General features: G+C 70.8%; 18 protein-coding genes. 6 read left to right on the plus strand and 12 right to left on the minus strand.

The window, feature by feature from the left end:
* Positions 1-332: 332 nt before the first annotated feature.
* Both ACPXBU_RS17395 and ACPXBU_RS17400 read right to left on the minus strand, forming a co-directional pair.
* Positions 333-533: a DUF397 domain-containing protein gene (locus ACPXBU_RS17395; protein ID WP_425758830.1), complete on the minus strand. Its 201-nt coding sequence runs from the start codon at positions 531-533 to the stop codon at positions 333-335.
* Positions 526-1,413, minus strand: coding sequence for a helix-turn-helix domain-containing protein (locus ACPXBU_RS17400; protein ID WP_425758831.1), 888 nt, complete (start codon positions 1,411-1,413; stop codon positions 526-528). The genes ACPXBU_RS17395 and ACPXBU_RS17400 overlap by 8 nt, the downstream gene beginning before the upstream one ends.
* A gap of 217 nt (positions 1,414-1,630) precedes the next feature.
* On the opposite strand from ACPXBU_RS17400, the gene ACPXBU_RS17405 reads away from it, so the two are divergent.
* The 5 genes from ACPXBU_RS17405 (at position 1,631) to rocD (ending at position 5,874) form a co-directional block, all read left to right on the plus strand.
* A complete protein-coding gene (locus tag ACPXBU_RS17405; protein WP_393371845.1) occupies positions 1,631-1,801 on the plus strand; it encodes a hypothetical protein in 171 nt (56 codons plus the stop codon).
* Positions 1,798-2,136: a hypothetical protein gene (locus ACPXBU_RS17410; RefSeq protein WP_425758832.1), complete on the plus strand. Its 339-nt coding sequence runs from the start codon at positions 1,798-1,800 to the stop codon at positions 2,134-2,136. The genes ACPXBU_RS17405 and ACPXBU_RS17410 overlap by 4 nt, the downstream gene beginning before the upstream one ends.
* A gap of 223 nt (positions 2,137-2,359) precedes the next feature.
* Positions 2,360-3,307, plus strand: a complete 948-nt coding sequence (locus tag ACPXBU_RS17415) for a thrombospondin (protein ID WP_425758833.1) — start codon at positions 2,360-2,362, stop codon at positions 3,305-3,307.
* Between the two features lie 540 nt (positions 3,308-3,847).
* Positions 3,848-4,663: a dimethylargininase gene (ddaH, locus tag ACPXBU_RS17420; RefSeq protein WP_393372421.1), complete on the plus strand. Its 816-nt coding sequence runs from the start codon at positions 3,848-3,850 to the stop codon at positions 4,661-4,663.
* A complete protein-coding gene (gene rocD / locus ACPXBU_RS17425) occupies positions 4,660-5,874 on the plus strand; it encodes an ornithine--oxo-acid transaminase (protein WP_425758834.1) in 1,215 nt (404 codons plus the stop codon). The genes ddaH and rocD overlap by 4 nt, the downstream gene beginning before the upstream one ends.
* Before the next feature lie 130 nt (positions 5,875-6,004).
* On the opposite strand, the gene ACPXBU_RS17430 is transcribed toward rocD, so the two are convergent.
* From ACPXBU_RS17430 to ACPXBU_RS17475, 10 genes are all read right to left on the minus strand, one after another.
* Positions 6,005-7,159, minus strand: coding sequence for an FHA domain-containing protein (locus tag ACPXBU_RS17430; RefSeq protein WP_393371857.1), 1,155 nt, complete (start codon positions 7,157-7,159; stop codon positions 6,005-6,007).
* On the minus strand, positions 7,156-7,449 hold the full coding sequence (locus ACPXBU_RS17435) for a 4a-hydroxytetrahydrobiopterin dehydratase (protein ID WP_393371860.1): 294 nt from the start codon (positions 7,447-7,449) through the stop codon (positions 7,156-7,158). The genes ACPXBU_RS17430 and ACPXBU_RS17435 overlap by 4 nt, the downstream gene beginning before the upstream one ends.
* Before the next feature lie 75 nt (positions 7,450-7,524).
* Positions 7,525-7,923 (minus strand): hypothetical protein, encoded by a 399-nt coding sequence (locus ACPXBU_RS17440; RefSeq protein WP_425758835.1) that lies wholly within the window; start codon positions 7,921-7,923, stop codon positions 7,525-7,527.
* Positions 7,924-8,018: 95 nt separating this feature from the next.
* The gene (locus ACPXBU_RS17445; protein ID WP_425758836.1) at positions 8,019-8,393 is read right to left on the minus strand and encodes an SCO4402 family protein; all 375 of its coding nucleotides are present in this window, start codon (positions 8,391-8,393) and stop codon (positions 8,019-8,021) included.
* A complete protein-coding gene (locus tag ACPXBU_RS17450; protein WP_425758837.1) occupies positions 8,390-17,014 on the minus strand; it encodes a DNRLRE domain-containing protein in 8,625 nt (2,874 codons plus the stop codon). The genes ACPXBU_RS17445 and ACPXBU_RS17450 overlap by 4 nt, the downstream gene beginning before the upstream one ends.
* A 392-nt stretch (positions 17,015-17,406) precedes the next feature.
* Positions 17,407-18,456 carry a fatty acid desaturase family protein gene (locus ACPXBU_RS17455; RefSeq protein WP_425758838.1) on the minus strand — a complete coding sequence of 350 codons (1,050 nt, stop codon included), beginning with the start codon at positions 18,454-18,456 and terminating at the stop codon, positions 17,407-17,409.
* 140 nt (positions 18,457-18,596) lie between these two features.
* Entirely contained in the window at positions 18,597-22,154 is a 3,558-nt protein-coding gene (locus ACPXBU_RS17460; RefSeq protein ID WP_425758839.1) for an SCO7613 C-terminal domain-containing membrane protein, read from the minus strand.
* Between the two features lie 48 nt (positions 22,155-22,202).
* Positions 22,203-22,523: a divalent-cation tolerance protein CutA gene (gene cutA / locus ACPXBU_RS17465; protein ID WP_393371872.1), complete on the minus strand. Its 321-nt coding sequence runs from the start codon at positions 22,521-22,523 to the stop codon at positions 22,203-22,205.
* A 73-nt stretch (positions 22,524-22,596) separates the two neighbouring features.
* Positions 22,597-23,601 carry a 1-acyl-sn-glycerol-3-phosphate acyltransferase gene (locus ACPXBU_RS17470; protein ID WP_425758840.1) on the minus strand — a complete coding sequence of 335 codons (1,005 nt, stop codon included), beginning with the start codon at positions 23,599-23,601 and terminating at the stop codon, positions 22,597-22,599.
* A complete protein-coding gene (locus ACPXBU_RS17475; protein WP_425758841.1) occupies positions 23,601-24,434 on the minus strand; it encodes a patatin-like phospholipase family protein in 834 nt (277 codons plus the stop codon). The genes ACPXBU_RS17470 and ACPXBU_RS17475 overlap by 1 nt, the downstream gene beginning before the upstream one ends.
* A 165-nt stretch (positions 24,435-24,599) precedes the next feature.
* On the opposite strand from ACPXBU_RS17475, the gene ACPXBU_RS17480 reads away from it, so the two are divergent.
* On the plus strand, positions 24,600-26,060 hold the full coding sequence (locus ACPXBU_RS17480; RefSeq protein ID WP_425758842.1) for a serine/threonine-protein kinase: 1,461 nt from the start codon (positions 24,600-24,602) through the stop codon (positions 26,058-26,060).
* The last annotated feature ends 10 nt before the right edge of the window (positions 26,061-26,070 follow it).

Below are 26,070 nucleotides of genomic sequence, written 5' to 3' on the forward strand. Positions count from 1 at the left end.
AGGTCGACCCGGGCCCCGCCGCCCCACAGGTCGACCCGGACCCAACCGCCGCGCAGGTCGACCCGGGCCCCGCCGCCCCACAGGTCGACCCGGACCCAACCGCCGCGCAGGTCGACCCGGGCCCCGCCGCCGCGCAGGTCGACGCGGGCCCTCGCTGCGCAGGTCGACGACGCGAGCCTTCGCCGCGCAGGTCGACGCGTGCCTCCCGCTCCGCAGGTCGACGCCGTCCCCCGGGCCCGCAGATCGACTCGGGTTTCAGGAAGGTGGGGTGTTCAGGTGGGCGGAACGGCCCGACTTCCGGGAAGGCGAGTCGATCAGGGTGGAGGGGTCGGTCAGCTCCGACGCTGGGCGCGGATGCCGCCCACGAACGCGGCCCAGGTGGCGGGAGCGAAGGCCAGCGCCGGGCCGGTCGGGTCCTTGCTGTCGCGTACGCCCACGACGCCGGGCAGGTTGTCGGCCACCTCGACGCAGTCACCGCCGCTCCCGCCGCTGCGGGTGCTCTTGCGCCAGGTGGCACCGGCAAGGTCAGTCATGATGCTCCTCGATGATCGAAGTGATCATTTTCTCTGATTCTGCCTCACTCGGGGCGAGGGCTTCCAGGTCCGACCAGACATGTTCGTACGCGGCCACCTCGGCCGGCTTGTCCAGATAGAGCGCCCCGGTGATGTTCTCCACGTAGACGGTGGTCGGCTCGGTGGACGCCCTCCCGAACGCCTGCGGGAAGTCCAGCAGGACGAAGGTGCCACTCTCGCTGGCCAACGGCGGCCCGGCCGCGAGCGGCAGGACCCGCAGACTCACCGTCGGCAGCGCGGCTACGTCGAGCAGGTGCCGCAACTGCTGCGCCATCGCCCGGCGGTCGGGGATCGTGCGCCGCAGCACGGCCTCGCTCAGGACGACCCGCAGGGTGGGAGCGGTGGGCAGCCGGCGCACGAGGATGCCCTGCCGTTGCAGCCGGACCTCCACCAGCTTCTCCCGATCCTCCTCGCGCATCGTCGGATTCTTCCGGCGGAACAGCTCGCTGGCGTACTCCCGGGTTTGCAGGAGTCCGGGGATCAGTTCCGAGTCATATCGGCGAATCAGCGTTGCGGAGGATTCCAGCCCGACGTACAGCGAGAACCACGACGGGACGACATCGCCGTACGAATGCCACCAGCCCCCGGCGCGAGTCTCCTTCGCCAGCCCGGCGACAATCTCGCCCATGGCCTCGGGCACCCGGTAGAGAGCACACATCGCGCGGGCGTCCACCACGCGGACGGGGACCAACCCCTTCTCGATGCGCCACACCTTCTGCCGTGAGCAGTCCAGCGCTTCGGCTGCGGCGTCCAGCGAGACCGAGGCATCCTCGCGGAGCTGCGTGAGCAGCCGTCCGAGCTGCCGCCGAGGGACCGTGGACCCGCTTGTTTCATCCGTCATGCAACATCACCGCGTCCCTCCTGCAACATCGAACGTTTCGCCCCGTACACAATTCTTTTCCATTCCTCGTGCGTCAATATGGCCTGACATTAGGGCGGCGGTGCGGATTGCACAAGGTGGCCAGGGTGGAACATGCTGTCACGCGTTGGCACCTCCCATGAAACAGCATCGGGAATAGCGTCAGCACAAGACCGTTATTGCGTGGAAGGACACCGCCATGCGCGTGTCGTACAACGAATACCTCTTGGTCACCGCGCTGACCTTCGCCCGTCGACACCGGCCCGTGTGGAGTTGGGTGCGCTGGCGCACCGTGTGCCGCTGCGGCGCGGAACTGCCCTGCCGGGCCCGCCACCGCATCCCGATCAATCGCGGCCACTGGCCGACATGACCGAGTGGAAGCCCGGCGACCTGCTGCTGATCGGCGGGGCGTGCTCGGTGCAGTTCTCCGGCGAGCGGGCGCTGCGCCTTCGGCTGGTGAGTGTCGATCCGCGCCCGACGTACCACGGATGGGTCTGGCTGACGGGCTACGTACTGAATGGCAAGGGCCTGGCCGTCGACAGGCGGGAGGTGTTCGTGCAGCAGGCCGGGGTGCGGCTGCACCCTGCCGTGCCTCCGCCGGCCACCGCGCCCAGGTCGAACAGGTCGGCGCGGCCCGGCGCTGATCGACTCGGCATCGCCGGCGCTGATCGACTCGGCATCAAGGAAACCGGGCGGTCCCGGTAAGCCGGACACCCCGACTTCCTGCAAACCGAGTTGATCACCGCTGAGGCCCGGTCACGGCCCGGGCGTGGGGGCTCACGGCCCGGGCGTGGGGGCTCACGGCCCGAGCGTGGGGGCCCCGTACCCGGGATTGGTGTCAGGAAACGCCCAGGTGGGTAATTCAGGACGGAACCGCGTGGGTGCCACCCCTTCCATCGGCCACCACGCATTTATCAGGAGGTGTGTAGTGGTCAGGATTCCTTCGCTGTCCCGCCGGTCCGAGCCGGCACCGACGCGGGACGAGAACCTCGACGGCCGCGTTGACGGCCGCGACACCCAGGTCGCCGACCGGGACAGCACGGCGGCCGCCGACACGGGCCGGTCCGACGACGTCGCCGGCCGGCCGGTGGTCACCGACCGGGACGCCGACCAGACGACGTACCGCAGTGCCGCCGCGCCCAGCGGCCAGCTCGGCGAGGCCGAGCGGCGTGCCGCCGAGCGGGCCGCGGTGGCCCGAGCCGCTACCGCCCGCCCGATCGACGGCGAGCCCCGCACCGGCACCGCACGCCCAGTGGTGACCGAGGCCCGGCCCGGCACCGCCGGTCCGCAGAGCGAGTCCCGGACCGGCCGGGCGGCGGAGACCGAGTCCCGGACCGCCGGCCCGCTGGAGACCGAGTCCCGCACCGCCGGCCCGCTGGAGACCGAGTCCCGCACCGGCACCGCCCCGACCCTGGCGCGCACCGCCGAGCGGGACGCCGACCTCGACACCACCACCCGCCGGCCCGACGCGACGGACGGGGTCACCACCGGCCGCCCGGTCGACCCGACCCCGGGTGAGACCACGCCGGAGCCGCCGGTGACCCGTGGCCCGAAGCCGCGAGCCAGCCTGCTCGCCACTCTCGGCCTGATCGTCTCCGTCGCCGGTGCGCTGTTCGTGCTGACCGGCACCCTGGCCGGGTACGGCATCGGGCTCGGCGCGTTCGGCGCGGTGCTCGCGGTGCTCGGCCTGATGGCCACCCGCCGCCGGCACGTCGCCGGCAAGACCGACGCGCTCTTCGGCGTGCTGATCGGCCTGGCCGCGGTGGTGATCGGGGTGCTCGCGATGACCGGGCAGTTCGACTGGCCGACCACCGACGGCGACTGGGTGGCACGCTTCCGGGAGTGGCTTGACTCACAGTTTGTCGATCGTTTCTAGCGGGCACTGTTCCGCTCGCCGGTGATGCACCGGCGAACAACCGGCGGTTCGCCGGCAGCCCGATCTCATCCGGTGGTTCACCGGCCGGGCAACACCCTTTCAGGGGCGGCGATTCGCCGCCCCTGAAGTGTTTTCCGGGCCGTGATCGACTCAGCTTCCGGAAACTCGGGGTGTCCCGGCCGCTCCGACACCGCGCTTTCCTGCAACCCGAGTCGATCACGGCCGGCGCACCCCGATCACGGCCCGCACCCGACCACGGCCCGCACCCGACCACGGCCCGCACCCGACCACGGCCCGCACCCCGACCACGGCCCGCGCCCCGACCACGGCCCGCGCCCCGATCACGGCCCGTGCGCCGGGCGCGGCACGCGCTGACACAACGAATCGCTCCTGCGGACCGCTGACACGCAATGAATGTTCGGTCTGCGCAACTCTCAGTGGTGGATCCTGCCGCTGGGGCCGCATAGCGTTGAGTCACGGCGCCAGCCCGTGGGCCACGGTGGCCGGGCGCGCCCAACCCCTGGGAGCAGGACAATGACGATGGACGCCACCAGCCAGCGCCTGTTGATGTGCCGGCCGACGTACTTCGCCGTCGACTACGCGATCAACCCCTGGATGGACCCGAGCGGCCCGGTCGACGCCGCGCTCGCCGTCCGGCAGTGGGAGAAGCTCCGCCAGACGTACCTTGACCTGGGCCACACCGTCGAGGAGATCACTCCGGTGCCCGGCCTGCCCGACATGGTCTTCGCCGCCAACGGTGGCACCGTGATCGACGGCAAGGCGATGGCCGTGCAGTTCCGCGACCCGCAGCGCGCCGACGAGGCGCCGGCCTACCGGGCCTGGTTCGAGGACGCGGGCTTCGAGATGTACGACCCGAAGCACGTCAACGAGGGCGAGGGCGACGTCCTGCTGGCCGGCGACCACCTGCTGGCCGGCACCGGCTTCCGCACGGCGCACGCCTCGCACGCCCAGTTGCAGGAGGTCTTCGGCTACCCGGTGATCACCATGCAACTGGTCGACCCCCGCTTCTACCACCTGGACACCGCGCTGACCGTGCTCGACGAGCGGACCGTGGCGTACCTGCCGGAGGCGTTCTCTCCCGGCAGCCAGGCCGTCCTGCGCCGGCTCTTCCCCGACGCGGTGCACGCCACCATGGCCGACGCCGAGGTGCTGGGGCTGAACGCGGTGAGCGACGGACGGCACGTCGTGCTGCCCGCGCAGGCCACCGACCTGGCCGCCAAGCTGCGCGACCGGGGCTACGAAACCATCGGTGTCGACCTCTCCGAGCTGCGTAAGGCCGGCGGCGGACCGAAGTGCTGCACGCTGCGACTCCGTCAGGGAAAGGCAAGCAAGTGATCGAGGACATGCTGCGGACCCCGTCCGCCGTCCGGGACGCGGAGAAGTACACCGCGCACAACTACCACCCGCTGCCGGTGGTGATCTCGTCCGCCGAGGGCGCCTGGCTCACCGACGTGGACGGCAAGCGCTACCTGGACTTCCTCGCCGGCTACTCGGCGCTGAACTTCGGCCACCGGCACCCGCAGCTCATCGCCGCCGCGCACGCGCAACTGGACCGGCTCACGCTGACCAGCCGGGCGTTCATCCACGACCAGTTCGCCGACTTCTGCCGGGAGCTGGCCGAGCTGTGCGGCAAGGACCTGGTGCTGCCGATGAACACCGGGGCCGAGGCCGTGGAGACCGGGATCAAGGTGGCCCGCAAGTGGGGCTACCAGGTCAAGGGCGTGCCCGCCGGCCAGGCCAACATCGTGGTCGCGGAGGGCAACTTCCACGGCCGGACCACCACCATCGTGAGCTTCTCCACCGACGAGGACGCGCGCGCCGACTTCGGGCCGTACACCCCGGGGTTCACGGTCGTGCCGTACGGCGACCTGGACGCCCTGACGGCCGCGATCGACGAGAACACCGTGGCCGTGCTGTTGGAGCCGATCCAGGGCGAGCAGGGCGTGGTGGTGCCACCGGAGGGCTACCTGCCGGGTGTACGCCAGGTCTGCACCGACCGCGACGTGCTCTTCATCGCCGACGAGATCCAGTCCGGTCTGGGGCGTACCGGCAAGACCTTCGCCTGTGACCACGAGGGCGTCGTGCCCGACATGTACCTGCTCGGCAAGGCGCTCGGCGGCGGCATCATCCCGGTCTCCGCGGTGGCCGCGAACGCCGACGTGCTGGGCGTGCTCAAGCCCGGCCAGCACGGCTCCACCTTCGGCGGCAACCCGCTCGCCTGCGCGGTCGCCATCGAGGTGGTCCGGCTGCTGGCCACCGGCGAGTTCCAGCGCCGCTCGGCCGAGCTGGGTGAGCGGCTGCGGACCGGCCTGGAGGGGCTGGTCGGCAAGGGGCTGGTCGGGGTACGCGTCCGTGGCCTGTGGGCCGGTCTGGACATCGACCCGGCGTTGATGAGCGGGCGGGAGGCGTGCGAGCGGCTCGCCGCCCGTGGTGTGCTCGCCAAGGACACCCACGGCTCCACCATCCGGCTCGCCCCGCCCCTGGTCATCACCGAGGAGGAGATCGACCTGGCGGTGGCGACGCTGGCCGAGGTGCTCGCCGGCTGACGCACCGCCCCGCCGAACCAGCGTTGATCATGGAGTTATTGCCACGACACGCAGTGCCGGGCAATAACTCCATGATCAACCGGGGCTCGGGCCGGGACCGGGCCAGGCCGGGGCCGGGGCCGGGGCGGGGTTAGGGGCGGGGTAGGCGCATCGCCATCGTCGGTGCCTCGGCCATCACCGAGGTGGGGGTGAACGGGGCGCCGGTCGGCAGCTCCTCGGCACGGCCGATCTGCACTCCGGGGTACAGCTCCACCATGTCGTTCTCACCGAGCACCCGGGACTGCTGCGGGGCCAGGGGAACGCGGTCCGACTCGGTCATCGAGCCGGCCGGACGGATGCCGGACCCGTTGGTGCTGACGTCGGTCACGATGACCTCGCCGACCCGCAGCTCGAACTGGACGTGACCACGGCTGATCCACCGCCGGGCCTCGTCGTTGAGCCACTGGCCGAGCATGATCCCGCCGTCCTGCTCGGGCGCCCGGCCGGCCACGATCGGCTGCTCCTCGGTGAGCACGAACCGCCGCCGGACCAGGCCGCCGACGCGCACCGCGAGCACCTCGCTCCGGGGCCGGGGGCCGCCGTCGCCGAGGCGTGCCCCGTGTCGGGGGCAGGTCGGCACGCCGTTGCGCAGCGCGGGCGGTGGCTGCGCGGCCGGGCTGCGGTCGGCGCCCCCGGCCAGGTCGGCGAACGCGCCACCCCCACCACCGCCGCCGAACAGCGCGCAACCCGACTCCGGGCAGCGCCACTGTCGGGCCAGCAGCTTCGCCCCGGTAGGCGAGCGCTTGCCGGCGACCGGGGCGTGCCCGCCGCCGACGTGCGCGATGAACGCCGGCCCGCCGGCGCCCGGCACCGGGGCCACCACCCGACCGGGCTGCTCGACCAGCCACGGGAACCGCCCGCGCAGCCCGTCGAAGCGGACCCGGCTGAGCACCGGCAACCCGAGCAGGTCGGCCACCTCCAACATCCGGTCACCCGGATTGTCGAGCACCTCGACGAGCCCGTCGTCGGCCCAGCGACGCACCACCATCCGCTCGTTGGACGTCAGATCGGCGTCGGAGAGCAGAGCCCGGTGTACGACCGCGTAGACCTGGACGCTGTCCTCCTCCAACTCGCGGGAGAGCGCGTCGATGACCATGCCGAGTCGCAGCAGACTGGCCGGCCGGCCGCCGTCGATGTCCTGGTAGCGGATCACCTCGGCCAGGTCGAGCACCGCGCGGGCCAGCGACGGGTCCGTGCAGACCCGACCCTCGATGGCATCCAGAACCTTGCTGATCTCGAATCTCATGCCGCACTCCGGACGATGTCGTCGATTCGCCGAGCCAGCTCGATGTCCCGGTGGGTGACCCCACCGGCCGAGTGCGTGACACAGCGGAAGGTCAGGGTCCGCCATCGGATGTCGATGTCGGGATGGTGGTCAAGCTCCTCGGCCACCGCCGCCACCCGGTCCACCACCGCGATGGCGGCCGGGAAACTGCCGAGCTGGGCCGTACGACCGATACCGGTCGGGTCACCCGACCAGTCGGGCAACCCGCCCAGCTCTTCTCGCACCGCGTCCGCGGTGAGCAGGTCTGCCATGAGCAGACCCTACCGGTGGCGCGCCCGACGAGCCGGACGCGCCACCGGTGTCCGGCTCACCGGACGATCAATTTCTCACAGCCCCAGACGCTCCGCCAGAACCCCGAAACTGGGTGCCACCTCACGCCAACCATCCAAGCCGTAGTAGATAACCCGAGGATCGCCGTGGTCGGAGCGGTATTCCAGCGCTATCGACATATCCGCGCCAAGGTCCCCGATGAGGACGCACCGAGCCGGATCGACGTCGGAGTCAGGGCCGACAAGGTCCAGGTGGACCTCGGGCGCCAGCGCACGGAACAACTCGTTCTGACGCAACATCGATGGAAGATCATAGAAGCGAGGATCGTCCGGATCATCGTCGAACACCTCCCTCAGCACCTGCTCGTCGGGCACCACCCAGCGGCCGGCTTCCATGACCTCGACAAGTGCGAGAGGAAGCGGGAGGCCGCCGATCGAGAATCTCGTGGAAGCCACCTAACTGACCTCTACCCGAACAACCACACCGGACATGTGGCTGAATTCGCTCGCCAACTCGGCTCCCGCCATCCGCGGAACCAATGCGCATCCCACTAACCACCATCCCGCAGGGTCGCGAGCGCCACACCTGCGGCATCCACGATCGCAGCCCAACCCGGTGCCTGCAAATATTCCTCGTCGGAAAGCTCTGTGCCCAATTCCTCGAACAACGAATCGATCGCTCGGGCCAAGTGACGCATCGCGTCGGCTTCCTCCGGAGACCTCAGGTAGGCGCCGATTGCCGCATCCGGATCCTCCAGCACCTGCGTATCATCGTAAAGGATATGGACACGGTGAGTGAACTCGTCATACTCGCCGGGAGGCAGTTCGCGTCGGACCCAGGCAGACCACTGATACACCGGATCCGCCAAGGCCTGCACGGCCCGAACGATCTCATGCCGCATCTCCGGAAAACGGATTTCACTCATGGTCGACTCCAAGACGACCAGTTCTTCCACTCACCGAGCGGGATATGCGCGTTCGTGGGATCCTGGTCGATGGCACCACTAATGGGATTACCATCTCGTCCAACCACCTTGCCGTTGACTCGAACGATCACATGGTCGACCTGTTGGCTCGGGAACGGTGAGTTCGGGTTACCTTGGTCAATCCGCACCCCGTTACCCTGGTTCTTCGGGTCCTGCCAGCGGAAGCCAACACCCTTCTTGTTTGCCTTACCACTCCCCCAGGACGCCGGGAGCTTCTCCCCAGTGTCCGGCCGCCAATCACCACAGTTGTGTACGAGAACCGGCGTGTCGCCGGCTATCACAAAGTACGTGTGGATGTCCTCAACGGTCAGGTTGTAGACCACGGCCTGCTCCGTCCAGCGGCGCGTGCTCACCACCGACAGCTCGCGGCCGTCCGAGCTGCCGACCTGGTCACCCGCGTGCAGTTGCCCCGCCTCGATCCACCGCTGCTCGTCCTCCACCCAGAACGGGTGGCCGGCGGTCGCGGTGATGTCGGCGGTCTCGCCGTCGGCCGCACCGCCCACGGCGACGGTGACGTCCACCAGGTCCCGCTCACCCTCACCACGGATCAACCTGGTGACCGGTTTGGCCTCGGTCTCACCCGTCTCCGGAGAGCTGGCCAGCACCAGATCACCGAGGTCGACGTTCTCGATGGGCTTGGTGCTGCCGTCGGCCATCAGCACCAGGGTGCCCGGCACAAAACTGTTCTTCAGGCAGTTCGTGCCCGCCCGGGAACCGAGCTTCGAGCCGCCGCCAGCGGCCCCGCTACGCACGCCACCCTTGGCGCCCGTGGCTGCGGCCCCCTTCGCCGCGCCACCCCCACCGCCGCCGGCGGCGATGCTGAACGCGTCGAACAACAGGTGCCCGGCTGCCTTACCCGGGTGACCGGCCTTGACGTCGTTGGTCAACCCGTCGGACCAGTCCTTCACGGCCTGACCCGGGTTGCTCAACGTCTTCTTCGCCGCGTCGCCCCGCGCTTTGCCCCGCCCCTTCGCCGCCTCGCTGGTGTCCTTGTCGACCAGGGGATTGCCACCGACCGCGGTGTCGTAGGAGACCTGCGCGAAGGTCTGCGCAGCCTCCTTGACGTCGGAGCCGATCGCGGAAGCCGCGTCCTTCACGAAGTCACCGACCTCGTCGGCGGCGTCGGAGAGCCAGTTGTGACCGTCCAGCTCCACGTTGCTGATCGGGTTGCCGCCGGCGAACGCGTACCGGTTGCCGGTGTACGGGTCGACGGCCAGGCCCAGGTCGTCCAGCGCCCCGTTGTACGAGTCCCGGGAGAGGAACTGGTTGATCCCCGGGTCGTAGTCCCGGAAGCCCATGTCGTAGTCGCCGGTCGACTGGTCGAAGCGCTTGGACTGGAACCGGTACGCGTTGTACGGCGCCTTGTCCGGGTTCTCGGGGTTGCCGGCGTCGGGCTTGTCCACACCGGTGAACTGACCGGCGTCGTTCTTGCCGTAGGCGCTGTAGCCGTAGGTGGCCCGGCCGTCGCCCTTGTCGTCGGTGATCTGGCCGATGTCGGCGGACCCGTCGTAACCGACGTACGAGTCCTCCTGGGTGTTGTCGGTGTTGGTCTTCACCTGCGACAGCAGGTCACCGCCCGGACCGCGCTGGTAGGACTTGACGACCTTGGTGCCCTCCAACTCGGCGGAGATGTCGCCGGTCAGCCCGAGGTACGCGTACGTGGTGGTCTTGCCGCCGTAGGTGCGGGTCGCCTGCCGGTCCAGCGGGTCGTACGTGTAGGTCGTGGTCTTGCTGCCCGGGTTCTTGACGTTGGTGACGACGTGGTCGAAGCCGTCGTAGGTGTAGCTCTCCACAGTGGTCCCGAGCGAGGTCACCGTCTTGAGCCGGCCATACGGGTCGTACGCGTAGTTCGCCGAGGCAAGATCGGTGGTGGCCTTCGTCAGGCGGTTCTTGTCGTACTCGAAGTTGGTGGTGACGTTGTCGACGGTCTGCTTGACGACGTTGCTGTTGGCGTCGTGCACGTAGCTCTCGGTGCCCGCGCCGCTGCCGGTCTTGGTGACCGTACGGACCCGGTCCTGCGGGTCGTAGGCGAAGGTGCTCGTCGTGTCGACGTACGCGCTGCGGTTGTCCGCGTTCTGCTTGTGCGAGACGTCCTTCGACTTCTGTCCGTTGGCCGCGTACTCGTAGGTGTGCTGGTTGACCACCGCGCCGCCGGACTTCTTCTCCACCTGGCTCTGCACCGAGCCGTCGAGGAAGTAGTCGGTGGTGACGACGTTGCCGTTGCCCTTGGTCTCGGTCGCCGTCTGCCCGCGCTTGTTGTAGGTGTAGCGCGTGTACTTCGGCTTCGGGTCCGTCGGCGAGGTCGAGTTCTTGATCTCGCTGGCCAGGTCCCGCTCGGTCTCGTAGGTGTACTCGGAGATCTGCGTGTCGTGGGTGCGCTTCTTGAGCAGATCGTTGGGCTCGTACGAGAACGTGGTGGTGTTCTTGACCGCCGTACTCTTCTTCTCCTCCACGCTGGCGACGCGGTTGAGCATGTCGTACGACACGGCGTAGGTGTCGATGGCCGCCCCGGTGCTGGTATCCAGCATCTTGGCGAGGTTGCTGTTCACGTCGTACTCGTAGGCGAAGTTCTTGCTCGGCGTGCCCGAGCCGGCGCCGTTGTCGGACTGGCTCTTCTTCTTGCCGTCCGGGTAGTAGGACCAGTCCATCTGCCGCGGCGTGCCGCTGGCGCCGGTGACCGTCCGGGAGGTCTGCGCGCCGTTGTTGTCGTAGTCGTACGCGGTGGTGATGTTCCAGCCGACGTCCTTCGAGGTACGGATCCAGCCGTTGTCGAAGAACGTCTGCACGGTGTCGTTGCGGGCCGACTGGTTGTTCGACGGCGGCGCGGAGATCAGCTCCAGGTTGCCGACCTTGTCGTACTGGTACTTCGTGACCGGCGGGGTGGTGAACTGCGAGTCGTCCCGGTCGTACGGTTGCTGGACCTCACGAACCCGGTTCAGCGCGTCGTAGAGCGTGACGGTCGCGAAGTCGTCCGGATCGTCGGTGGTCTCGACCCCGCGCGGGCTGATCTGCCGGCTGAGGTTGCCGACCTCGTCGTACTCGTACTTGGTGGTCCGGTAGGTGCTCGTGCCGCCGGACGACTGGTACGGCACCTTCTGCTCGATCAGGGCCGAACGCTCGTCGTAGTTCATCAACGACCGGTTGCCGTCCTGGTCGATCGCGACGGTCGGGTTGCCGTCCCGGTCGTACTCGACGCCGGTGCTGTTGCCCTTCGGGTCGATCGTCGTCTTGATCCGGCGGTTCAGGTCGTAGGTGAACTGTGCCGTCCAGTCGTTGGGGTCCGACGTCGCGTTCTTCCGCTGGTCGATCTGCTGCCGGACGTTGCCGGCCAGGTCGTAGTCGATGCTGACGCGGCCGTTGAGCGCGTCGGTGACCTCCTTGGGCCGGTTCAGCTCGTCGTAGACGTACACCGTGGCGTAGTCCAGCGTGTCGGCCGCGGTCAGCACGCCCTTCGGCTCGGTCACCTTGCTGACGTTGCCCACCTGGTCGTACTCGTACTTGGTGGTCGACGCCTCGGAGGTGGAGGTGTCCTTCGGCGTGGTGACCGTGCTCGGCCGGTCCAGCGCGTCGTAGACCGCGGTCGTCACCGCCCCGGTCGGTGTCGTCTGTTGGGTGACGTTGTCGTTCTTGTCGTACACCGGAGCGGGGGTGGTGATGTAGATGCCGTTCGCGGCGTCCTTCGGCACCTTCTGCGTCAGCGGGCGACCGAAGCCGTCGTACGTGTAGGTCGTGACGCGCTGCTTCGGGTCGGTGACGGTGAGCACGCTGCCGATCGACGAGTACGTGTACGTCGTGTCCTCGGTCAACGCGTTGGTGATCGTGCGCGGGTAACCGACCGGGTCGTAGTCGGCGTAGTCGGTGCTGTGCTTGTTGGCGTCCGTCGCCTTGGTCATCCGCCCGAACGGGTCGTACACGTAGCTGGAGGTGTAGTCACCCTCGAGGCTCGTGGCGGTGCCCTTGGGGTCGGTCACCGAGGTGAGGTTGCCGACGGCGTCGTACCCGAACTTCCAGTGCCGGCCCTCCGGCGAGTACTTGTCGGTCAGCTCGGCGGTGTGCCCGGCCAACCCGTACCGGTAGTCCATCCGCAGGCCGGGGGTGTTGTTCCGGTTGGCCTCGGGATCCTTGACCTCCAGCGGGTAGCCGGTCACCTGGTCGAACCGCCAGGTGGTGATCGCCCCGCCGGCCTCCTCCAACCGGCTGACGTTGTTGTCCGCGTCCCAGCCCAGGAGGGTGGCCTGGTTCAGGGCGTTGGTGATGCGCGTGGCCCGACCGAAACCGTCGATCAGGCTCTCGGTGGCCCGGCCCTTGGGGTCGGTCACCGTGGTGAGCACCCCGCCGCTGGCGTCGCCGTCCGGGTCCTGGTAGTCCACCAGGGTGTTCTTGAGCAACCGGTCGGTGACCATGTTCACCTTGCCCTGGAGGAACTGGTCACCTGCCTCGTTGTAGGCGATCTTCGACACGGCCGTCCGCGGGTCGACCACCCGGGTCAGACGGGCGTTCTGCGGCCCCTGCGACTCGTCGTAGACGAAACCGAAGGGCTTGGCGTCGGCGGTGCCGGACCCGTCGGTGACCTCCCGGAGCAGGCCACCGTCGCTGTAGACGAAGGACATCACCCGCCCGCTCACGTCGGTGATCGACTTGAGCTGGTTGATGATCTGCCGGTCCTGCAGGTTCGTCAGGCTCTGCTTCGTGCCGTTGACGAACGCGGTGTAGCTGTCCCCCGCGGCGTAGTAGTCCAGGGACAACGTCCGCCGGTTCTCCGGATCGGTGAGGTAACGCAGCACCGCGGTGTCGCGGTAGTCGATCTGCATCCGCTCGTAGGTGAACAGGAGCTGGTTGCCGTTGCGGTCCCGCACGGCACTCTGGTAGCCCTGCTCGTCGAAGACGAACTGGCTGCGGTCCGGTCGCGTCATCGTCCACGCCTGGCTGGTGTCACCGCTGCCGGTGCGTTGCAGGTACAGGTGCACCCCGGCGGGCTGCACGTAGCGCCAGTCCGCGGTGTTCGCGCTGTTGTGCTTGTCCAGCTTGAACAGGTGGGTGGTGCCGTCACCGTCGGTCATCGCGACCTGCTGCGGCCACGTGCTGTCCCCGCCCCGGAACTGCAACGGCGACCCGAGCCGGACCGCGCTCGAGGTGGACAACGACCAGCCCAACCCCATCGACGAGGTGGACGTGTCCTGGCTGTTGTAGGTCAGCCGGACGAATGTCGACACGCCCCGGCTCGGGTTGGCCAGCGGGTTGTAACCGAACACGGCGTTACCCGAGAACTGGTTGACCATCAGCGAGGAGCCGGAGCCCGCGCTGCCGCCGGCGTACTGGTAGAACTTCTCCAGCCCGAGCTGGTCGGAGGTGGGGTCCTCGACGGCCACCGCCTGGTCGAGGGGTTGGATCTGGGTGCCCTCCGACAGCCACTGTCCGGAGTTCTTGTTCCGCAGGTCCCACTTGAGGACGTAGTCCTCCCGGCGATCGCCGTCCCCACCGCCGGCGGGGGCCTTCACTGTGGCGTTGATGGTGACCACGCCGCCGGGTGCCTGCGCCGACGGCAGGGGCGTCTCGATCGGGTTGCCCGCGTTGGTGGCGGGGGTGCCGTCCGGACGCGTCCAGTGGTACGACAGCACCCAGTCCGACGGCGACCACACCGACGACGACGTGGTGTTGGTGACGGTGACCGGCACCAGGTACTGGTCGCCCGGGACCATCCGGCTCGGCGTGTTCGGCGCGTGGTAGGTGCTGGCGCTGTTCGGCACGGTGTAGATGACCCGCAGCCGGGGCCGCAGCGACGGCTCGGCCGCCTCGGCGGAGAGGAACAGCACCCGCTGCTCCACACCGGCCTCGTTGGCGAGCCGGATCTGCACACCCTTGTTGTTCGTCGAGCTGTCCACCCAGCGCTGTACCAGCGGGCCGGCTTCCCAGTTGACCCAGCCCGGGTCACCGTTGAGCGAGCCGACGGTGGACTGCACTGTCGACTCCACGTCGCCGCCCGCCGTGGTCCAGGCGATCCCGGACTGGGCGCTCTTCCACGTCGACGTCGTCTCGCTGAAGTCACGGGTCAGCCCACGGAGCTGGAACTGCTGCTGGCCGGCGCCGTCGCCCTCGGTGTACCAGCCCCACAGGCCGACCTGAGCGTTGACGATCTTGGCCTGCGCGGGCAGCCCGGTGACGTTGGGGAATTTCAGCACCACCCGGCTGTTGCCGTAGATCGAGCCCTTGTTGCCGACCTGAAGCTCACCGCCGGCATCCAACTTGTCCCAGTTGTTGTCCGGCTTGAGGCTTGTCAACGTGTTGTCGTCCGCGCCGGTGAAGAACCTGATCACCTGGCCGGCCTTGGGCAGCCGCACCATCTGGGTCTGCGCCGGGATGACCGTGCCGTCCCGCAACCGCACGGCGATCATGTAGAAGTAGGCCTCGCCGAACTGGCTCGCCGAGTCCGCCGGGGTGGGCGTGGCGTGGGTGTCCGAGTACGTGGTGCGGCCCGGTCGGATCGGGGCGACCAGGGTGGACGCGTTCGGCATGAAGTTCTGCGTCTTGCTGGAGTGCACCTGGTACTCGACCAGGTCGTCATCCGGCGACGACGAGGGGTCGGTGTAGGAGGACCAGGACAGGTCGGCGCCGGTGGCTCGGACATTTGTCACCGGATTCAGCGCGACGCCGGGCTTGCCCCAGGTCAGCACCAGCTTCGGGCCGTGGCCGTCCTCGCCGCCGTAGGAGAAGTCGCCGGACTCGTACCGTGGGCCGCCGTTCTTGTTGGTCTCGTCCTTGCCCTTGAGCATGAAGCCGTAGTTCGTCGCGGGGTTGTCCAGCCAGCTCTGCACGATCGAGCGGACGCTGTAGCTGTGCCAGGCGTTGGTCTGGTTCAGCGGCTTGGTCACCTCCGCCCGCTTGACCAGCCGCACCGCGTCGGCCACGACCTTCTTGTTGGCCACGTCGCCGAGCACCACCTTGTGCGTGGTGCCCGCCTTGAAGCCGTAGGTGCCGATCGACACCCAGTTCTGACTGCCCGAGCCGGTGGTCTGGTTTACCGTCTTGACCACCGAACCGCCGTCGTAGAACACGGTGTAGGGCGCGTTCGTGGCACGGTCCGAGCCCGGCACGTAGTGCACGTACACCTCGTACTGACCGTCCTCGGTCAGGCGCGGCACCCAGGTGAACGTCTGACCGGTGGACGCGTCGGCGTTGTACCGGTACGCGCCGTTGTTCGCCTGGGTGCGGTCGGTGGCCGTGGCGCCCACCCACTCACCGCTGGCGGACACCTTCGCGGTTTCCGCCTCGTCCACCTGCTCCCGGTTCTCCCCGACCTCGGCGAACTTGGCGCTCATGCTGCTCCACGTCGCGGTGGTCTCGCTCCACGCGGCGGTCACCCGACGCGCCTCGAACGCCATCGCGGCGTCGTCGGCGCCACCGTGGGTCTGGTCGAAATACATCTGCAACTGCGCGGAGTCCAGCACGGTGTTGGCCGGAACCTTGGACAGGTCGAACTTGGTGAGCGATCGGAACGTGCCCCCGGTGGAGGCGCCGGCCGACAGCTTCCAGGTGCTGTCGAAGTTCTCCGTCGGGCCACCGGAGGCGAGCATCACGTCCTGGGCCTGGTTCAACGTGGGTTGGACCTTGATCGTCGGATCGATCACCACCGGGTACTTACGGGCGGGGTCGCGCAGCCAGGCATCGTCCGCGGTCACCGTCACCACCGTGCGACCATCCTGCTGGCTGACCCGCTGGCTGACCTGGTAGCTCATCGCCTTGCCGACCACCGACGCCTGGTCGTCGGCACTGTCGTACATGTACGGCCGAGGCATCGTGAACAGCGCCGGCCCCTGCCGGTCCGTGGCGAAGAACGACAACGAGCCGTCGGCCTCCGGCACCGCGCGAACCGAGTCCGTGTCCAGCGTGAACGTGTACGTCGCCGGCCCGCTCGGCGCGGCGGGCAGCACGATCTGCTCCTTGACCGCCGACGGGGTCACCTCGTAGACCAGGTCGGCGCCGCCGAGCGCGCCCGGGTAGGTGACCCGGGACCCCTTCGCCGTCGGCCGCAGGGCCTGCGGGCCGCCGGCGAGCCCGAGGGTCAACCCGTAACCCCCCATCGAGTACGAGAGCACCCGGTCAGTGCGGTCGCCGAACCTGCCGACGAACGTGTTGCGGGTGGCGGCGAAGGGATAGCCCGACGTGTCCCCGGCGGACACGGTCGACTCGATGTCCTGCCAGCGGCCCTTGCCGTCGCGGTAGTGGACCGGCTCGCGGCTGGCCTCGGCCTGCATCCGCCCGTCGGCCAGCAGGTAGACCTTGGTGCTCGCGGTGCGGCGGTCGACCAGCTCCCGGACCCGGCGTGCCGGCGGTATCGCCTCGGCGGTCGTCGGTTGGGCCACCGAGGGCAGGACCTTCGCCGGACCCGGCGGGGTCTCCGGCACGTCCCGACCCTGCGGCGTCGGCGGGCGCAACACCGTGCCCGGCCGGCGTGCCGGCTCCGCCCCGTCCGCCGGTCGCGCAGATGCGGGGCTGCCCGAGACCACCAGCACCACGCCGACCAGGACCGCAATTAGGCGGCGTCCATTACCGACAATGCTCATTCATTTTTCCTTCACGCGAAGCCGACAACGAAGACACAATTGCCCACGGCACATGACGTGCCGGTCGAACTGCCGCGAAGAAGGAATCGGCGCGCACGGAAACAGCGCCGGACACCGCGACGAGGCTCAGAAATGAGTCGGATCAGCGCCCCCCGTGGGTGCCGCAGTGAACCTAGCAAGCGTTGATTGACCTTGGCAACTATTGACCTGTGGCAATTTTCGGCTCGTGTGGTGGCAATGGTGGGCGGGATACGAACATTGGGAAGATCCGGATCTACCGGATGCGTTCCCCGGGGTCGGATATGTCGGCCAGAAACACATCGATGGGGCGGCATCATCAGATGCCGCCCCATCGATCAGTCCGCATTACCGCCGCGCAGCGGCCGTGCCGTTCAGCCGCGCAGCGGCCGGCCCACCTCGTGCAGGTGACCGAGCGCCTGCCGGTACGACTCGATCAGCCCGGTCTCGGCGTACGGGATGCCCTGCTCGGCGCAGTAGGCCCGCACGATCGGCTGGGCCCGGCGCAGGTTGGCGCGCGGCATGTTCGGGAAGAGGTGGTGCTCGATCTGGTAGTTGAGCCCGCCGAGCGTGGTGTCCACCAGGCGGCTGCCCCGCACGTTGCGAGAGGTCAGCACCTGCTTACGCAGGAAGTCCAGCTCGTCCTCGGCGGTCGGCATCGGCATGCCCTTGTGGTTCGGGGCGAACGCGCAGCCCATGTAGAGGCCCCACAGCGCCTGGTGCACGGCGGCGAAGAGCAGCGCCTTGACCGGCGACATGACCGCCAACAGCAGCGCCACGTAGCCGACGGTGTGCGCGACGAGCAGGACGGCCTCGACCGCCCGGTGGCGCATCGGAACTGTGTACTTGCCGTCCTCCCGGCCGACGATCGCCCGGATGCTCGCCACGTGCAGGTTCAGACCCTCCAGAAGCAGCATCGGGAAGAAGAAGTACGCCTGCCGCTGAGCCATCCAGCGGCCGAACCCACGGGTCTCCAGCGCCTGCTCGTGCGTCCACACCAGGGCGCCCGCGCCGACGTCCGGGTCCTCGTCCTCGTGGTTCGGGTTGGCGTGGTGCCGGTTGTGCTTGTCGACCCACCAGCCGTAGCTGATCCCCACCGCCACGTTGCCGGCGAACAGCCCCACCAGCTCGCTCGCGCCCCGGCGTCGGAACATCTGTCGGTGACCGGCGTCGTGCCCGAGGAACGCGACCTGGGTGGTGGCGACCGCCATCACCGCCGCGAGCGGTAGCTGCCACCAGGAGTCGCCGAGCAGGAAAACGGCGATCCAGCCGGCCACGAAAGCGCCGAGGGTGAGCGTGATGCGGGTGACGTACCAACCGGGGCGCCGCTCCAGCAGGCCCGCCTGGCTGATCCGCCGGGACAACTGTGCGTAGTCACTGCCTCGCCGTCGTACCGGCGGTTCCGCCACCGCTCCGAGCGCCATTGCTGCTCCCGATCCGCTTGTGCCTGAACCGGTGCGGCTCGGGCTCGTTGTTCAAGTCTCCGGCTTAGCAGTAGCGCTGAGTAACCCTGACAACCCCCGAATCGGGGGTAGGGCGGGCACTACCCCCGATGGTGTGCGGCTCAGCCCAGCCGGGCCACCGTGGCCCGCAATCGCGCCAGATCACGCCGCCGCCGCTCGTAGGTGGCGGCCAGCCCGACCAGCGCCAACCCGCCCACACCGAGGTAGATCCACCGGGGCAGCAGGTCCCAACCTCGCGCCAGCTCGTGCAACGCCAACAGCGCCAGCACGCCACCGCCGAGCAGCACCGGCGCCTGCCATCGGCGGGTAGCGCCGGCCAGCACCACGCCCAGGGCCGCCGCACCGAGGAACAGTCGCCGCCACGGCTGCGGATCCGCCCCGGCCAGCACCGACACGAGGCTCGGGAGCAGCGCCGCGACCAGCCCCGGGCCGAGGGCCGGCCAGCTGGTCAGCCCCGGCCGGGTGCGCAGCGCCAGCAGACCCGCGCCGAGGGCGAGCGCCGAGGCCGGCAGGGTGTACGCCTCCAGCACTGTCACGCCGCCGGCGGCGAGCAGCACCCAGGCCCCGAGCAACTCGCTGCCGGCGGCGATGCCGGCGAACGCCCACCGCCGGCCGACCGGCTCACCCCGGCGCAGCAGCCGCAGCGCGACGGCCACGCCCCAGAGCACACAGACGGTGGCGAGATGCCGCGCCACCTCGACGGCGAGCACCGCCGCCACGAGCGCGACCGCCTGCGCGGCAGCGTCCAGCACCCGCCCGACCCGGGCCCGCGACGAGGTCGCCGCGGCGACGGCCAGCACCAGCGCGGCCACCGCCAGCAGCGGGTACGCCGCCGCCCGCAGCGGCAACCCTCCGGCGAGCGGTGCGGTCACCGCCAGCGCGGACGCCGCCCCCACCGCGGCCAGGCAACCCGTGACACGTACCTCGACCACGCGCGCCCCGACGGCGACGACGACCGCCGCCACCAGCAGCACTCCCTGCGCGGCGAGCGTGCCGGCTCGGGTGGCCAGCAGCCCCGCCACACCGGACGCGGTCAGCACCACCCCCACCGGTACGAGGACCGGTGCGAGCGCCGGGCGCGCGGCAAGCGCCGCGAACAGCAGCGCGGCCAACCCGGCGAGCAGGACAGCAGCCGGTAGCACCGGCCAGGGCGTGCCGATCGCGACGAGCAGCACCGGCAGGGCGACCGCGACGAACGGCAGCGCGGGCAGCACCCGTGGGCGGACCCGCCGACCGGCCAGCACGACGGCCACCGCCAGCACGGCCAGCGCCAGCCCGCGCGGAAGCGCCGTCGGGTCGGTGACGATCGTGGGCACGCCCGACCACACCCGCCCCCGATCGCCGTACGGCGACACGATCGCCGTCAGCACCGTCGGCAGGGCCGTCAGGACCGCGACCACCGCAAGTACGCCACCCGCCGCCACCGGCAGGCCCCGCCGGGTTGGCTCCCGCTCGCCGGCCGCCGGCCGGTCCCACCGGTCGACGAGCGCGACGCCCAGTGCCGCCAGCGCGGCGTACAGCGGGACGGACTCGTTCCCCGCCACGACGAGCGGCGCGAGTCCGGGCACGGTCACCGCGACCACGGCGCCGGTCACCGCGTACCCGGTCAGCTCCATTCGGTGGCGACGCGCCGCGAGCACCGCGACCAGCGGCAGCCCGGCGGCCAGAAGTGCCAGCCGCGCCTGCCACCAGGTGGGCGCACCCGCGGCGAACAGCGCCACGGCGGCGACCCCGGGGAGCGCGAGCTGCGCGACCAGCAGCCCCACGCCGGCCACCTGCCGGTACGGCCCGGTGTCCGGTCGTGCGGCCAGGGCCAGCCCGACCACGGCGATGCTGCCGAGCGCCACCAGGGCGCCGGTCGGGGTGGCCAGGGCGACGAGCAACCCGTGCCCGAGCAGGACAGCGCCACCGAGCGCGCGGGTGCGCAGCGTGACCGGGCGGCTCGCCGGGCGGGCCAGCACGGCGACAAGCAGCGCCGCCCCGCCGATCAGGTCGACGGCCACCACCGCCGGCCAGGGGGCCGCCCAGCCGACGGGCAGGGCGAGCAGCGCCGCCACCGCGCCGGCCAGGGCGAGCACCGTTCGCGCCCGGCGGGGCAGCAGCAGCACCGTCGCGCCGAGCGCCACCACCACGGCGGGTGCGAGCTGCCAACCCCAGTCCAGGTCCGGGCCCGTCGCGGCCCCGCGCCACGGCGGCAGCGAGCGGCTCACGGCCGCCACCGCGAGCACGGCGGTGATCAGCGCGGCCACCTGGGCCGTGCCGGCCGCGACCAGCAGCGCACCGGCACGCGGCCCGCTCCGCCAACCCCCGACGCCCACCACGGCCGACCCGAGGGCGGCGGAAGGCCCCCGCCCGGACACCTCCGGCCCGGCCACGCCCGGCGACTCCGACTCCGCCGCACCCGGCGACTCCGACTCCGCCGCACCCGGCGACTCCGACTCCGCCGCACCCGGCGACTCCCGCACCGGCAACTCCGCCGCGCCCGGCAGCAGCCGCACCGCGCCGGCCAGCACGAGGGCCACCGTCGCCGCCGCGATCAGCAGCAGTGACGGCCGCAGCTCGACCACCGGGCGCAGCAGCGCGGCGGCGAGCACCGGCACCACCAACCCGCCGGCCACCGCCCGCAGCGCCGGGCCACCGACCAGCCAGGCCGCGCCGACCCCGGTAAACGCGACGAGCAACAGCGGCAACCCGGCCAGCAGCGGCGAACCCGCCGCCCGCCCGACGGCCAGCGGCACCAGGGCACAACTCGCGGCACCGACGAGCGCGATCACCAGACCGACCGCCGCGAACACCCGGCCGACCAGCAGGGCCACGCCGTCCCGGCCGCGCAGCGCAACGAGCACGGCCAGGTCCAGCAATGCCACGGCGAGCAGGACCAGCGCCCATCCGGCCGCACCCGGCTCGGCCTCGACGGCCAACAGCGGCACCACCGGCTGGGCGGCCAGCAGGGCTGCGAACCAGGGGCCGGTCAACCTGCTCCACCGGCCGTACGCCACGGCGACCGCCGCGCTGGCCCCCCCGACCAGCGCGGCGTACCGGCTGCCGGGCCAGCCGGCCACCCCGGCCAGGTCCACCGACCAGGCCGCGTAACCGTCCAGCAGCAGCAACAGCAACCCGACCGCGGCGAACGTCTCCGCCGTGCCGCGCAGCCCCCGACGGACCGCCAGCAGCGGTACGGCCAGCATGAGCGCGGTGAACACGGCCAGGATCAACGCCCGTCCGCCGACCCCCACCGCCGCCCAGGCCACCGCGGTGAACACCACCGCCGCGGTGCCCAGCAACAGTCCACCGAGGACGAAGAGCAGACCCTGGACGGTCCGGGTGGAGGCCTCCGCCGCACCCGCCGGTGCGCCTGGGCGGTCGACCGGCAGTGGTCCGACGACAGGCGTGGGGCGCGCCGCCGCCGGAACGGCCAACCCCGCGCGGACGACCGCCGCCAGCTCGGCCCGCCGCCGCGACGTGGCCGACAGGCGTCCCGCCAGCTCGGTGTACGCGAGACGGGCCCGCTCCACCTCCGGCTCAAGCTGGGCCACCTCTCGGCCCAACCGGAACACCTCGGCGGCGATCGGGTCGGGCGCGCGCCGGCAGCCGGTGCAGCCGGTGCTCAGACCGGCGGGAGCACCACAGGCCGGGCAGGGATATCCGGTGTCATCCACCCGGTCATCATCGGCGGCCGACCCGGGCACGGCCCAGAGTCCGCGTACTCAGGGTCGGGTGTGCTCGAACACCCAGGTCACGTACGCGGGGTCGCCGCTGTCCACCCTGGACACCAGGATCTCCGGCACCTCGTACGGATGGCTGACCCGGATCTGATCCACCAACGCGGCCAACCGGTCCGGTGCGGTCTTGAACTGCACCGACCACTCGGAGCTGGTCTCCACTCCGGACCGCCACCAGTAGGTGCTGTCCACCTGACCGCCCACCTGTGCACAGGCGGCGAGCCGACCGGCAACGGCCGCGGCCGCCAGCACGTCGGCGACCGAACGCGCATCCACCACCGTCGTCACCACGCAGATCTGATCCACGCCCGCACCCTACGCGGCGCCATCGCTTCGAGCCGGCTTTTCGCTCCCGACCGCGAGGCCGCGCGGCGCACGCTCATCGATTCACCGCGATCCAGGCGTCGATCTGCGCCCACCAGTCGAACAGCCAGTCGATGCGCTGCTGCCGTCCGGCCGGCACGTCCTCCGGCGGCACCGACCAGAACCGCATCACGATCTGCTTGTCCATCGGCAGTTCCCGCCACACGTCGGCGACGGTGAGCATCCGGTCCAGCCCGGTGTGGGCGACGAAGATGACCCCGGCGTCCGGGGCCGCGTCCAGCGCGGCGAGCATCCCGCCGGGCTGCGGGGCGAGGACGTGCCGCATCCGCTCCGCGCGCAGGGCCATCCGTTCCAGGCCGAGGGAACGCAGCCGGGCGATGGCGCGCAGTCGCCGCTTGGGGGTGAAGTTGCCGCCCTCGGGAAAGATGACGAACGCGTCGTTGTCGTCCAGGCCCGTGGCCAGGTGCCCGACCTGGCGTACCGTCTCCTCGCCGCGCTCCGGCGTCGGCGCGATGAAGCGGTTCGGCAGCCGGTTGAGCAGCACGTCGATCGCCGGGTCCCACTGGAGGCTGTCCTTCAGGACGATCCGTGGCTCCCGTTTGAACCAGTTGACCAGGCCGTGGATCAGGATGAACGAGTCACCCGGCCCGGCGTGCCGGCAGAGCACCAGCTCGGGCCGGCCGGGCAGTGCGGTGTCCGGGTCGGTGCCCACCACGTCGATACGCAACCGCAGTGTCCAGCGGGCCTGCCAGAACAGCACCCGCAGGAACCAGCCGGCCAGCACGTAGTGTGCGCGCTGGAAGGCCGGGGACCGCACCCGCCAGCCGAAACCGGAGACGACCCAGAGCACGAAGAGCGCGAGCAGCGCGGCGGCGTTCCAGACCAGGTAGACGCAGCCGATCCAGAGCAGCCGCAGCGGGCGTAACCGGCCCGGGACCAGCGGCGACGCGGCTGCGGCGAGGAATGCCCAGACCGGCAACGTGGTGACCACGACGAAGGCGAGCACCACCACGGCGGGGGCGAGCAGCAACCGGCGTAGCCACCTCGGGGGCAGCGGCATCACCGCTCCTGGTGGGTGGCGAGGTAGCGCCGGGAGGCGGTGTACGCCCGGCTGATCCGCCGCCCCACCGCCGCCATGTCCCGGTACGCCCACGGGGTGTCGTCGCGTGGGTTCAGCCCGCCGGTCGGCAGGACGTGCACCTCCACCCCCTCGGGCAGCGCGGCCATCTCCCGGAAGAAGCGGTGCCGGCGGGAGATCTCGAACGCGACCTGCGCGATCTCCCACGGCCGTCGGGGCGGCGTCAGCTCGCGTTCGATCCGACCCACCTGGAGGACGTAGATCCGACGGGCGCCGACGGCCACCGCCTCGCCGATCGGGATGGAGTTGACGATGCCGCCGTCCACGTAGTGCGCGCCGTTGATCTCCATGGGCGGGAGCAGGCCCGGCACCGACGCCGACGCCATCACCGCCGGCACCACCGGACCGCTGTCGAACCAGTGCTCGGCGGCCCGCTCGATGTGCGCGGCGCAGCAGCGGAACGGCACCCGCAGGTCGGCGAACGTGGTGTCCACCCCCAGCTCGGATTCGAGCAGCCGGCGCAGTGGCCGGGGCGAGTGCAGGTGGGTACGGGCGGCGAAACGACGCAACTGCCGGGCGACCGAGTCGCCGTACACCTCGCTCGCCTCCGGCGAGGCCCAGAGCCGGACCAGCCGGTCGGTCACCGCCTCCGACGGGTCGGCGGCGACAAGCGCGCCGTTCACCGCGCCGATCGAGGTGCCGAGCACCATGTCGGGCTGGATGCCGGCGCGGAACAGCGCGCGCAGCATGCCCACCTCGACCGCGCCGAGCACTCCCCCGCCGCCGAGCACGAACGCCACAGGTCCCGCCGCCATGCCCCTCATCCTGGCACGGGCCCGCCGCCGACCGACCGGCCGCCGTCGCCGGGCGGTCGGCGCACGCCAGACACCGCCCGGCGACCGGAGCCGTTGACGGCGTTGACAGGCCGGACGCATTCGCGCAACCTGATACCGCTCCCACCCCTGAGGCAGGTGCGATCGGTGAAGGCAGCACTGCATCCGGGCCGGTTGCTGGCCCAGAGATACCGACTTCTCGACCAGATCGGCGCCGGCGGCATGTCCGTGATCTGGCGTGCCCGCGACGAGGTGCTGGACCGGGTCGTCGCGCTCAAGGTGCTCGCCCCCTCGCTGGCCGCCGACGCGCGGTTCCGGGGCATGGTGCGGGACGAGGCGCGGGCGGCCGCCCAGTTGGTGCACCCCCATGTGACATCGGTGCACGACTACGGCGAGACGGTCGCCCCGGACGGCTCGATCACCTCGTTCGTGGTGATGGAGCTGCTCAGCGGCGAGGAGTTGGAGCTGCGACTCACCGAGGGGCCGTTGCCGTGGACCGAGGCGGTCCAGGTGGGCGCGCAGGTCGCCGACGCCCTGGCCGCCGCGCACCGACTGGGCATCGTGCACCGCGACATCACTCCGGCCAACGTGATGATGACCGGTTCGGGGGTCAAGGTCCTCGACTTCGGCATCGCCACCCGGATCGGCGCGCCCGACGAGGACGAGGACGGCGGGACCTTCGGCACCCCGGCGTACGTCGCCCCGGAACGGCTCGACGGCGCACCGGCCCAGCCGTCCACAGACGTGTACTCACTCGGCGTGCTGCTGCACGAGGCACTCACCGGCCGGGTCCCCTATCCGGCGGAGACCTGGGAGCAACTCAGCGCCGCGCTGGCCGACGGTCCGGCGCCGACGCTCGCCGAGCTGCCGGAGCTGCCTCCGGCGGTGGCCCGGATCTGCCTGCGCAGCCTCGCCCGGGACCCGGCGGACCGGCCGACCGCCCGACAGGTCGCCACCACTCTTCGCGACCAGTTGGCGTCGGCCGACCCGCCACCCACGACCGTCCGGGTGCCCACCCGGCCCCTGCCACCGCAGCCCGTGACCGTCGCGGCGGCGACCGGTGACACGGCGGCCGGCGGGATCCCCACCGGAGACACCACCGTCGGGTCGCGCTGGTCGCGGCGGCGGCTGGCGCTGCTGCTGGTGCCCGTGGTCCTGGTGGTCGCGATCGCGCTGATCGGCGTGGCCCTGCGGCCCGACCAGCAACCCACCCGGCGGGCGCAGCCCACGGCCGGCCCCGTGACGACTCCGACGACCGCGCCGCCGACCTCCGCGCCGCCCGAGCCGACGACGGCACCGCCGGCGGTGCCACGGACCGGCGCACCCACCTCGGACCCGACCACCCTCGTGGAGGCCGCCAACCGGGTCGACGAGCTGATCACGGCAGGGCTCAGCGCCGGCGAGATTCGCAGCGACGTCGGCCTCGACCTGCGCAACGAGCTCCGCAACCTGACCGCCGCGGTCAGCTCCGGCCGCGACGAGCTGGCGCCACCGGTGGCCCGGCTGCGCAACAAGGTCGCGGTCCGCCTCGGCGAGGGTGGCATCAGTCCGGCGTACGCGCAGCGGCTCGACGTCGCCATCGTCGAGTTGGGCATGGCCCGGGTCTGACCGCACGGCG

This window comes from Micromonospora sp. DT231, assembly GCF_049847025.1.
Lineage (GTDB): Bacteria > Actinomycetota > Actinomycetes > Mycobacteriales > Micromonosporaceae > Micromonospora.

What these genes read in the sequence shown, in the direction of transcription:
- ddaH (WP_393372421.1), top strand. Translation starts at nt 3,848, where the DNA reads ATGGACGCCACCAGCCAGCGCCTGTTGATGTGCCGGCCGACGTACTTC.
- ACPXBU_RS17475 (WP_425758841.1), bottom strand. Translation starts at nt 24,434, where the DNA reads ATGGCGGCGGGACCTGTGGCGTTCGTGCTCGGCGGCGGGGGAGTGCTC.
- ACPXBU_RS17405 (WP_393371845.1), top strand. Translation starts at nt 1,631, where the DNA reads ATGCGCGTGTCGTACAACGAATACCTCTTGGTCACCGCGCTGACCTTC.
- ACPXBU_RS17395 (WP_425758830.1), bottom strand. Translation starts at nt 533, where the DNA reads ATGACTGACCTTGCCGGTGCCACCTGGCGCAAGAGCACCCGCAGCGGC.
- ACPXBU_RS17400 (WP_425758831.1), bottom strand. Translation starts at nt 1,413, where the DNA reads ATGACGGATGAAACAAGCGGGTCCACGGTCCCTCGGCGGCAGCTCGGA.
- ACPXBU_RS17470 (WP_425758840.1), bottom strand. Translation starts at nt 23,601, where the DNA reads ATGCCGCTGCCCCCGAGGTGGCTACGCCGGTTGCTGCTCGCCCCCGCC.
- ACPXBU_RS17430 (WP_393371857.1), bottom strand. Translation starts at nt 7,159, where the DNA reads ATGAGATTCGAGATCAGCAAGGTTCTGGATGCCATCGAGGGTCGGGTC.
- ACPXBU_RS17455 (WP_425758838.1), bottom strand. Translation starts at nt 18,456, where the DNA reads ATGGCGCTCGGAGCGGTGGCGGAACCGCCGGTACGACGGCGAGGCAGT.
- ACPXBU_RS17445 (WP_425758836.1), bottom strand. Translation starts at nt 8,393, where the DNA reads ATGAGTGAAATCCGTTTTCCGGAGATGCGGCATGAGATCGTTCGGGCC.
- ACPXBU_RS17435 (WP_393371860.1), bottom strand. Translation starts at nt 7,449, where the DNA reads ATGGCAGACCTGCTCACCGCGGACGCGGTGCGAGAAGAGCTGGGCGGG.
- ACPXBU_RS17450 (WP_425758837.1), bottom strand. Translation starts at nt 17,014, where the DNA reads ATGAGCATTGTCGGTAATGGACGCCGCCTAATTGCGGTCCTGGTCGGC.
- ACPXBU_RS17410 (WP_425758832.1), top strand. Translation starts at nt 1,798, where the DNA reads ATGACCGAGTGGAAGCCCGGCGACCTGCTGCTGATCGGCGGGGCGTGC.